Genomic DNA, 10,421 nt, shown 5'->3' with positions numbered 1-10,421 from the left:
CTGGCGACATGATTGGTACCTGGGAAGATTTCGAGGTCGAGGTCAATAGTCGCGACCAGATTCTCTACGGGGTATTTAGTGGTACGCCCGCCCACAAGATTGACGAGCCAGACTACTACGACCCTATATGTCACGGGGTGTACACCGACCGTAAGGTGGCTGAACACGCAGCTAAGCCGGAGACAATGTGGGAGGCCAACAACTGCCCTCCTAAGTTTGTGCTTCCGTTCCGCCTGGGCTGGAAGTTTGACCGGTATTTCCCCGATGGAAAACCCTGGCCGCCAGACCGGTCGTAGACCTGCGACAGTTTTCGCATCGATAAGGGGAACGCAAGACGGGGCAGCCGCACAGCGCGCGTGAGTACCATTCTGGGAAACCTCTGTCCGCTCATTCCACTGCGTAGGGCAATCGAATCTGTCGATACAATGACGCTGATCGAATCGTATCTTGAATCGTAAGGTGGAAGCAGGGAGGCAACATGAGCATCTCGATGCATCTGGATGAGTACATGGCGCGTCGTGGCATAGTTCCCGACGACACTGTGGTCAACGATGATCCCTGCGCAATCTTCGACGGCAAGGTCGAGCGCGATGGTAAGTCGCAGCAGGACCTTGAAGAGTCAGAGCGGCGCTTAGAAGAAGCGGAGTCCACAATTCTGGATATGCTAGGCGATTAATCGAGGAAAGATTGAGCGTTCTCGGCGCCCATTGACACGCATTCCGGGTGTGATGTTCATCACCGATTGGGCATAAATTGGCTCGGTCTTCCGCGTTTTATTTTCCACCGCCGGCGCTGCCAGGGTGGTGAAGCGCAAGCAACTTTTCGACAGGGGAACACTGTTTCCTACCTGCGAAGTTCTTGCGCTTTCGAAGCGTTGTACTCGCTGATTTCGCAGCCGTGTTCAGCCTCTCGTTTTGGGGCTGCAAATTATCTTCGCGTTGATGGCGCCGCGAAACTGCGCGAGAAAAACATGATGGATTCCTCATGATTTATGGCATAGTGTCCTGGCAAGGATTTGGAAACAAAAGATGTTTTCATTTCGTACTCCACAAGACAAGGACCTCAGCCACGTGAAATACGAAAAACTCGCCACTTTGCAGACCAACGTCGTAACTGCTCCAGACCTGGGCACTTTTGCAGTCACTTTCGCCGGTCAATCGCAACCATGGCTGGACACTCTCTCCAGCGTCATGGCCAGTGGCAACTCAAAGAAACTACGGGAAGTTTTCACTCGCGCTGAGGAACTGCTCACACCGCTTGACGACGATCTCATCGGCCAGCTTCCCGCAGGTTTCGACCCCTTTGGCTGGGCAATCTCACTCGTTACAGACGAGCCATTTACCGGAGATACAACCAACCCTGCGGTCAGCGTCCCGGGCATCGTCTTGGCACAGTTGGGCATTGTCGAGTTGCTGGAAAAGCAGGGAATTAATATCACCGAAGCGGTAGCGGTAACCGGTCATTCGCAAGGTGTTCTTGCCGCTGAGATTGTCGCTCGCCCAGAGAAGGCAGCAGAGCTTCTGGCGCTAGCTCGCCTCATCGGTGTGGCGTGTGCGCGCGGAAGCCGAGTAGCCGGATTTGGGCACGCGCCGATGATGAGTATCTCTGGCCTGACGGTCGAGGAGTTGGAGCCTTTCCTCCCCCAGGGCTGTGTCATCGGTCTGAAGAATACGCAGACTACCAGCGTAGTTATCGGCAAGCAGGATGAACTAGACCAGCTGGCAGAGCAGCTCACAACGCAGCAGCCGAAGGGTCGGAAAGTCGAATGTACAGTTCTGCCAGTTAGTGGCGCATTCCATCACCCAGCGCTGGTACCTGCTGTGGCATGGGTAGTGGAGCGAGCTGAGCGCATTGGGCTAGATGCGGAAACGGCGGACCGGCTTGCGCGTGCAATCTTGGTTGACCCCAGTGACTGGAGCGCCGAGGTACGGGGGCTCATCGACCAAGGAGCAACCACCATTTTGGATCTGGGGCCGAACACAGGCGTCGTCAAGCTGACAGAACGCAACGCTGAAGGCTATGGCGTGGCGGTGATTCCTGCGGCGACAGCTGCGGGGAGGGGCGTCCTGTCTGAGAGCGACATTGAGCACCCGACATCGTGGCTGGAGTTTGCGCCGCGTCTGGTCACTGGAGACAAGCCCCGTGTCGAGACGAAGTTCACCAAGTTGACCGGGCGCTCGCCAATTCTGCTCGGCGGTATGACCCCGACAACCGTTGACCCTGAAATTGTGGCGGCTGCTGCGAATGCGGGGTTCTGGGCGGAGCTGGCCGGTGGCGGCCAAGTCACGCCGGAAATCTTCGAGGCTAATGTGGCGCGACTCTCCGATCTGCTCGAGGAGGGCCGCAGTGCACAGTTCAACACCATGTTTTTGGATCCGTACCTGTGGGGTTTGCACATTGGAAGCCGCCGTTTGCTCCCGCGCGCAGTGGCAGCGGGGCGACCGATTGATGGCGTCACCATCTCCGCGGGAATCCCCGAGGTGGACGAGGCAGTTGAGCTAGTAAAGCAGCTGCGTGAGGGCGGGATTCCGCATATCTCCTTCAAACCGGGCACAATCGCTCAAATCGAGTCGGTGCTCGAAATTGCAGACACCTTGGCGCAGCAGGGCACGCCGTATCCAATCATCATGCAGGTTGAAGGTGGGCGTGCCGGTGGCCACCACTCCTGGGAAGATCTCGATGACCTGCTAATTAACACCTACGCAAAGATCCGCAAGCGAGATGTGGTGCTTGCTGTTGGCGGCGGTATCGGCAAGCCAGAGCAGGCCCGTGATTATCTGATGGGCACGTGGTCGACACGGTGCGGATTGGCGCCGATGCCGGTAGATGCTGTCATCATCGGCACAGCTGCGATGGCAGCAAAGGAGTCGACCGCCTCCGAGTCCGTGAAACAAATGTTGGTCGACACCGTCGGCACTGACAACTGGATTCCCGCTGGTAGCGCCATGGATGGCATGGCGTCGGGGCGCAGCCAGTTGGGTGCTGATATCCACGAAATTGATAACGCCGCAGCACGCGCAGGCAGATTGCTTGACGAAGTCGCAGGTGGCCTCACTAAGGTGACTGAACGACGCGCAGAGATCATCGAGGCGATTAACGCCACCGCGAAGCCGTACTTCGGAGATGTCAGCACCATGACGTATGCCGAGGTGCTGAACCGCTATCTCGAACTGTGTGCGCCCGAAGGGACGTTCCTCGATCCAACGTGGTCGACGCGCTTCGTCGCACTCGTCGACCGCGTAGAGGCACGACTGAATGCAGTCGACGCGGGCACGTTTGACGCGCTTGCCGACGGCGACAGCTTGCACACCCAGCCGCAGAACGAAATCTCGCGACTGTCCGGCCTGCTGGATCTGGATACCCAGCTCCACCCAGCAGATGTCACCTTCTTTATCTCTGAGCTCTGCCGCACACCTGGCAAACCTGTGCCATTCGTTCCGGTTATCGATGATGAGGTTCGTCGCTGGTGGCGATCGGACTCCCTATGGCAGGCGCATGACTCTCGCTACGATGCGGATCAAGTCTGCATCATCCCAGGGCCGCAGGCTGTTTCGGGCATTACCCGCGCGAATGAGCCAGTAGCGGAAATTCTGGGTCGGTTTGAAAAAGCTACTGCACAGGCATTGACGGATACCGGCTACCTGCCGGAGGCACCTGTTGACGCCCTCAGCCGGATGCTCGCAGCACCTGTGATTTGGTGGGCTGGTCGACAGCAGCCGAATCCGGCGCTGGCACTTGGCGCGGAACATGAGTGGGTATGTGTATCTGACGCAAGTGATGTCTCTCGTTCACAACGCCTGGAGCACCCAGGTACTGGTGCCATTTTGGAGACCATTGGAGCTGATGGCAGCAATGATGAGGGCGGGGAGGAGCTCGTCTGGGCACAGCTGACCGTTCCGCTGCCCGATGCTGCGGGGGAGAATACGCAACTGCGAATTCGCCTGTGCCAGAGTGCAGCGGTGGGCGCAGTGCCCGTCGTCAAGCATGAGGATGCGGCAGCCGCGATGCGGGAGCTGACGCGAATCGCGGCTGGCGGTGAGCTTGCAAACATCGTCGATGGGGTCGCGGAGTGGGAATCCGTGTGGGATCCGATGGCGATGGCTGACTACGATGCGGTCACTATTGCAGCTGCCGGCGATGAGTCACAGGCGACGGTGCCGGACGCGTTGGTCGGGCATGCTTGGCCAGCGATTTTTGCGGCAGTCGCGCAGGCGCGTACTGAGACCGGCATTGATGTTGTTGAGGGCATGCTCGCGCTTGTTCACCTTGAGCATCACATTCGTATGATTGGAGCTCTGCCGCAGGAAACCACAACGTTGCGGATTAGTGCGCGTGTCGACGAGGCCGTTGATACGGACTTAGGGCGACTAGTTGTGGTGCGCGCGGAGGTTCGTGATGGCGATACGCTGCTCGCCACCTTGAGTGAACGCTTTGCCATTCGTGGCCGAAACGGCGGCGAGACAGCGCGGACCAATACTGTGCCATTTCCAACGGTCACGGATACGCCACGGAGTTTCCGCGGTGCCTTGACCGTGGAAGCGCCTAAGGCGATGGAGCCATTTAGCTGTGTCACGGGCGATCGCAATCCTATCCACGTCGATTCCCGGGCAGCAGCGCTAGCTGGTCTACCAGGGGTTATTGTCCATGGAATGTGGCTGTCGGCGATGGCCGAGCATGCGGCTGTTGCCACGTCGGATGCCGGCATTGGCAATCGGGTGATTGAGTTCACTGCGACTATGCTGAGTCCGGTTCTACCTGGTCAGGAAGTGAAATTCTCTGTCGAACGCCGTGGTTTTGATGACCGTCCAGGCGCCGGTGAAGTCCGTGAAGTCACGGCCACAGTAGAGGGCGAGCTGGTACTGACTGCCACTGCTGTAATTGCCGCACCGACGACTGCATATGTCTTCCCTGGCCAGGGGATTCAATCACAGGGGATGGGGCTGTCTGCCCGGACTCGCAGCGTAGCGGCCCGCCGCGTGTGGGACCAGGCGGATGCGATGACCCGAGAGAAGCTTGGCTTTTCCGTACTGGCTATTGTTCGGGACAACCCGGTAGAGGTGGTTGTGGATGGTGTGCGCTATTTCCACCCAGAAGGTGTCCTGAATCTGACTCAGTTCACCCAGGTTGCGATGGCGACGTTGGGGCTGGCGCAGGTTGCGGAGCTCCGTGAAGCAGGGCTGCTGGATGAAACAGCTCACTTTGCGGGACACTCTGTCGGTGAGTACAACGCGCTGGCGGCTTTCGCTGGTGCGCTTGACGCAGATGCCGTGTTGGAGGTTGTCTACCGCCGCGGTTTGACCATGCATGAACTGGTCGAACGTGATGAGCAGGGGAGGTCCAACTATGGTTTGTGCGCCCTGCGTCCGGACAAGATCGGCGTACGCGAGGACGAGGTCACTGAGTTTGTTAATCGGTTGTCGCAGGAAACCGGTGAGTTCCTCGAAGTCGTAAATCTCAACCTGGCAGGCAAGCAGTACGCCGTCGCCGGCACCGTCGCGGGCCTTGCGGCACTGGCTGAACAGTGCGAGCGCCGCAGCTCGGACGGCAAGGGATACGTGCGTATCCCAGGTATTGATGTGCCATTCCACTCCAGTGTCCTACGCGACGGTGTGGATTCCTTCCGTAAACACCTGGAGCGGCTGCTGCCAGCGGAAATCGCTCCAGAACGCCTGGTGGGACGCTATATCCCGAATCTCACCGCGACCTCTTTTGAGCTGACCGAGAAGTTCGTCCGCCAGATGGCTGCAGTCGTCGACTCAGACATTCTGGAAAACATCCTTGCCGACTTTGATACTGCTGCTGAAAACCCGGCGCGCCTGGCCCGCATGTTGCTGGTCGAGTTGCTGGCCTGGCAATTCTGCTCACCGGTGAGGTGGGTCGAAACTCAGGATCTGTTGCTTGAGGATCTCGGTGTCAGCCGCATTATTGAAGTCGGTGTAGGTACAGCGCCCACACTGGCAAACCTGGCTGCCCGTACCTGCCAGTTGCCCCGCCACCGAAGCCGTGACATTCGAGTGCTCAATCTCGAGCGTGATGCTGATGCAGCGTTTATGCGCGACCAAATTCAGCCGGAAAAGACTGAGCCCGAGTCGGAGGTGACACCAGAGCAGGACGCGGCGCAGACCCTATCTGGAGCAGCAGGAGCATCGGGAGAAGCAGGATCAGCGGCGCCGGCGGTATCCGCAGACCAATCCGCGGCGACCGAACAGGCAACCACGATCACGAGTGCTGCCACTCCGGCTGCCGAAGTTGCTGATATCGCAGTCAGCCCGGCAGAAGCGCTGGAAGTTCTTATTTGCCAATGGACGAAGGTGCGCCCCGACCAGCTCGGCGCCGCCGACTCCATTGAGACTCTGGTCGATGGAGTCTCATCTCGACGCAATCAACTGCTGCTCGATCTCGGAGTGGAATTCGACCTCGGTTCAATCGAAGGGGCCGCAGATGCGGAACTGGCTGATCTAAAGGACAAGATTGATAGCTTGGCCAGTGGGTATTCGGCATTCGGTCCGATTCTCTCCGAAGCCATTGCCGACGGTATTCGCCGGATTACCGGTCCTGCCGGTGCAGGCGCGAATTACATCGATGACTATGTGGTCGATGAATGGCAGCTCGGCAAGGGGTGGGCAACCGCAGTTAGCGCCGAGATGATGCTCGGTACTCGCGAGGGCGCATCCCTGCGCGGCGGTGATCTTGCGCATCTGGCACCGGCCGCCCCAACCAGTACTGCTGAACTCAACCAGCTGATCGATGAAGCAATCCTCGCGGTCGCCTCGCAGCGAGGTGTATCTGTCGCTAAGCCGTCGGCAAGCGACAGTAGTGCTGGGATGGTCGACTCGGCTGCACTCACTGAGTTTGCAGATAAACTGACTGGTCAACGAGGAATTCTTGCCACCGCTGCACGCACGATTCTGGAGCAACTCGGCCACGAGATTACCGGTGCCATTGACTTCGATGCCGAAGACGCCGACAGCAACCTGGTAAATCTCGTCACTGCTGAACTCGGTGCGGACTGGCCGAAGCTGGTCACCCCGACGTTTACGCCCACCAAGGCAGTGCTGCTCGACGACCGCTGGGCCACCTCCCGCGATGACCTAGCACGCCTCTGGGCAGCCGCTGATGAAGACGTGGCTGACACCGCGCCGGGCAGTATCCACGAAACCGCAGTCGAGCAGGCACAGTGGTGGGCTGCCAAGGCAGACGCGGCAGGGCGAACACAGTTGGCGAGTATCTACCGACAGCTGGCGGATGAGTCCATCACGAATGTGGACGAACTATCGATGAATGCCGACATCGCAGTTGTTACCGGTGCATCGCCAAATTCGATTGGCTCCGCTGTGACTGCACAGTTGCTGTCTCAGGGAGCAACCGTTGTTGTCACTACCTCACGCCTGGGACATGAGCGCCTGAGCTTCTACAAGCAGCTCTACCGCATGCATGCGCAGGGCGAGGCGAAGCTGTGGGTGGTACCGGCGAACCTGTCCAGCTTCCAGGACCTGGATTCCCTTATCGACTGGATCGGAACCGAGCAGACTACGACGATTGGTGCGGAAGTGGTTGTGACCAAGCCTGCACTGTCACCGACGTTGCTATTCCCGTTCGCGGCGCCTACGGTTTCGGGTTCGCTTGCCGACGCCGGTCCTGCGTCCGAGACCCAAATGCGTCTGCTTCTGTGGTCGGTGGAACGACTCATCGCAGGGATGTCAGCACTTGGCGGGGACAATAATCTGGACCATCGTTTGCATGTGGTGCTGCCGGGTTCACCGAACCGTGGTCGCTTCGGCGGTGATGGTGCCTATGGTGAAGCCAAGGCCGCACTCGATGCAGTGGTGGCGCGCTGGAATGTGGAGGACGCTTGGCGCACCCGCACCACTCTGGCTCATGCACAGATTGGTTGGGTTCGAGGCACCAACCTGATGGGTGGAAACGACCCATTGGTTGCTGCAGTGGAAGCAAAGGGAGTACGCACCTTCTCCACCGAAGAAATGGCAGCTGAACTCATTGAGCTCGCGAGCTCGGAGGCTCGGAAGAAGGCACAAACCCGCCCGATTCAGGCCGATCTCACCGGCGGATTGGGTGACGTCGACCTCAACATTGCGCAAATGGCGCAGGAGGCTGCACAGGCGGCTGCCCCAGCAGCTCAAAACTCTGAGATCTCTAGCGGGGCGAGCTCGCAGGAGCCGTCGTCAAGCCGTGTTTTGAGCGGCCTGCCAAGCCCTCGCCGACCAATTGCGCAGACAACACCGACCTTTGGTGACATCGCAGCGGCTCTGGAGGACATGGTGGTCATCGTGGGCGCCGGTGAGCTTGGGCCGTACGGTTCTTCCCGGACGCGCTTTGAGGCTGAAGTCGATGATATTTCTGCAGCAGGAATTGTGGAATTAGCCTGGTCAATGGGGTTGATTTCCTATGAGGGTGGCTGGCGCGACGCCGACGGGCAACCGTTGGCAGAAAGCGACATTGCTTCGCGTTACCGCGATGAAGTGCTGGCGCGAGTTGGTGTGCGTCGTTACGCCGATGATGGCGATTTGGTTGATAATACGATGACTGAGCTGACCACGGTCTACCTGGATCGTGCGTTGAGCTTTGCTGTGCGTGACCGCGCGGCAGCGGAGACTTTTGTCAGTTCCAACCCGGACAACACCACTGCGAGCTTCGATGCCGAGACAGGGCAGTGGCTTGTGACACGAGCCGCTGGCACACCAGTGCAGGTTCCGCGCCGAATGGCGATGAGCCGCTATGTTGGCGGTCAAATTCCGCAGGGCTTTGACCCGGCACGATACGGTATTCCGGCAGACATGATGGACAATCTGGACCGCGTGAGCTTGTGGAACATTGTCTGTACTGTCGATGCCTTCTTGTCATCGGGCTTCAGCCCAGCGCAACTGCTGGAAGCGGTCAACCCGGCGCGAGTGTCGTCGACCCAGGGCACAGGTATTGGTGCGATGGAGTCGCTGCGCAGTCTCTACATCGACGGCCTGCTGGGGCAACCGCGAGCCAATGACGTCCTGCAGGAGGCATTGCCAAATGTTATTGCCGCCCACGTTATGCAGTCTTATGTCGGTGGCTACGGGCAGATGATTCACCCTGTCGCAGCCTGTGCGACGGCAGCGGTGTCGGTGGAGGAGGGCGTCGACAAGATTGCCCTGGGTAAGGCAGATTTCGTTGTCGCAGGTGGCTTCGATGACCTATCCACAGAGGGAATTACAGGTTTCGGCGACATGGCCGCCACAGCTGACTCCGCCACCATGGAAGACAAAGGCATCGACCATGAGTACTTCTCCAGGCCGAACGATCGTCGACGCGGAGGCTTTGTGGAATCGCAAGGCGGTGGCACGGTGCTGTTGGCTCGCGGAGACATCGCTCGTGACATGGGGCTCCCCGTGCTCGGTGTCGTCGCATACGCCCAGTCCTTCGCCGACGGCGCGCACACGTCCATTCCGGCGCCGGGTTTGGGTGCGCTAGCGGCCGCTCAGGGCGGCGAGAAGTCTCGATTGGCTCGCGCACTTGCAGTACTCGATGTCACTGCGGATCAGGTCGCGGTGTTGTCCAAGCACGACACCTCGACCAATGCCAACGACCCAAATGAGTCCGAACTGCATGAACGCATTGCAGATGAACTCGGTCGCGAGCGCTCTAACCCGCTGTTGGTGGTCTCTCAGAAATCGCTGACGGGACACGCTAAGGGTGGTGCTGCAGCGTTCCAGATCATTGGTCTGACCCAGGTATTGCGCAGCGGCATTGTGCCAGGTAATCGATCGCTGGACTGCGTCGATCCCGCATTGGCTGCGCATTCGCGTCTGGTATGGCCAACGAAGGCAGTCAATTTCGGCAATACGTTGCCGCTGAAGGCTGGCTTTGTTACCTCGCTCGGGTTCGGACATGTCTCGGCACTGGTGGCAGTCGTCCATCCGGAAGCTTTCTACCAAGCGATAGTGCAGCACGATGGCGCTGAGGCTGCGGAGCGTTGGCGGTCCGCGGCGCACAACCGCGAAGCGGCTGGTCTGCGTCGCATTGATGAGGCTATTTACGGTGGGGAAGCTCTCTACGAGCGTCCACGCGAGCGAAACCTGGCGGACGGTGGTCGGTTCGGTTCACCCGCTGCATTGGAAAAGGCAGTTCTGCTTTCCGACGGCGCCCGTCTGATCGATGGTGTCCTCCAGCCATGATTGGCGTAGACCTCGTCTATATTCCGGGCTTCGAAGAGCAGCTGAATATGCCAGGAAGTCAGTTCGCGCAGGCTGTTTTCACACCTGCGGAGCTACTGGTAGCTAGGCGCCGCGGAGCAGTCGGCGGCGCTCTGGCGCGTCACTTAGCGGGCCGCTGGGCTGCGAAGGAAGCCTTCATCAAGGCCTGGTCGCAGACTCTCTTCGGCAGCCAACCGCCGATTGCGCGCGATCAGCTGGACTGGCGGGAAATAGAGG

The 10,421-nt window shown here is 59.2% G+C and carries 4 protein-coding genes; all 4 read left to right on the top strand.

Annotated features, from left to right (window positions below; genetic code table 11):
- Positions 1-296: hypothetical protein (locus ADB02_RS09755; RefSeq protein ID WP_049190824.1), on the top strand; the 296-nt coding region annotated here is incomplete at its 5' end.
- Between the two features lie 182 nt (positions 297-478).
- Positions 479-676, top strand: coding sequence for a hypothetical protein (locus ADB02_RS09750; protein ID WP_016422270.1), 198 nt, complete (start codon positions 479-481; stop codon positions 674-676).
- A 352-nt stretch (positions 677-1,028) separates the two neighbouring features.
- Positions 1,029-10,166, top strand: coding sequence for a type I polyketide synthase (locus ADB02_RS09745; protein ID WP_241482454.1), 9,138 nt, complete (start codon positions 1,029-1,031; stop codon positions 10,164-10,166).
- Positions 10,163-10,421, top strand: a 259-nt coding sequence (locus tag ADB02_RS11160) for a holo-ACP synthase (RefSeq protein ID WP_049190825.1), incomplete at its 3' end; no start/stop codon positions are given. The genes ADB02_RS09745 and ADB02_RS11160, both read left to right, overlap by 4 nt.

The sequence above is a fragment of the Corynebacterium sp. 212_CJEI genome (assembly GCF_001055915.1).
Lineage (GTDB): Bacteria > Actinomycetota > Actinomycetes > Mycobacteriales > Mycobacteriaceae > Corynebacterium > Corynebacterium jeikeium_D.
The sequence above is the reverse complement of the archived record's forward strand: the minus strand, read 5'-3'. Positions and strand labels throughout refer to the sequence as shown.